The 255-nt window shown below is 54.5% G+C and carries 1 protein-coding gene; it reads left to right on the top strand.

Translation table 11 applies throughout. The annotated features are described in order from the left end of the window. The coding region (locus ACYYG1_RS17655; RefSeq protein ID WP_461211637.1) for a DUF1542 domain-containing protein at nt 1-255 on the top strand (255 nt) is incomplete at both ends.

Raw genomic sequence — 255 nt, forward strand, 5'->3', positions numbered from 1 at the left:
GCCGCTAAGGATCAGATTAACAAGTCTGATATGCCGAGTGCGAATAAGGACGCAGCGGTAAAAGATATCAATACCGCAGCCAACACGGCCAAGGATAATATCAACAAGGCAACAACGACAGGCGAAGCCGACAAGGCCGAACAAGACGGCGAGACTGCAATTACCGGTGTGGTAAATGCAGCCACCGCCCAAGACTTAGGCTCGGCTCAGTCCGCTAACATCGCGGCCGTTAACAACGCCGCTCAGGCCGCTAGG

It is taken from the genome of Desulfocurvus sp. DL1XJH-121 (assembly GCF_054819825.1).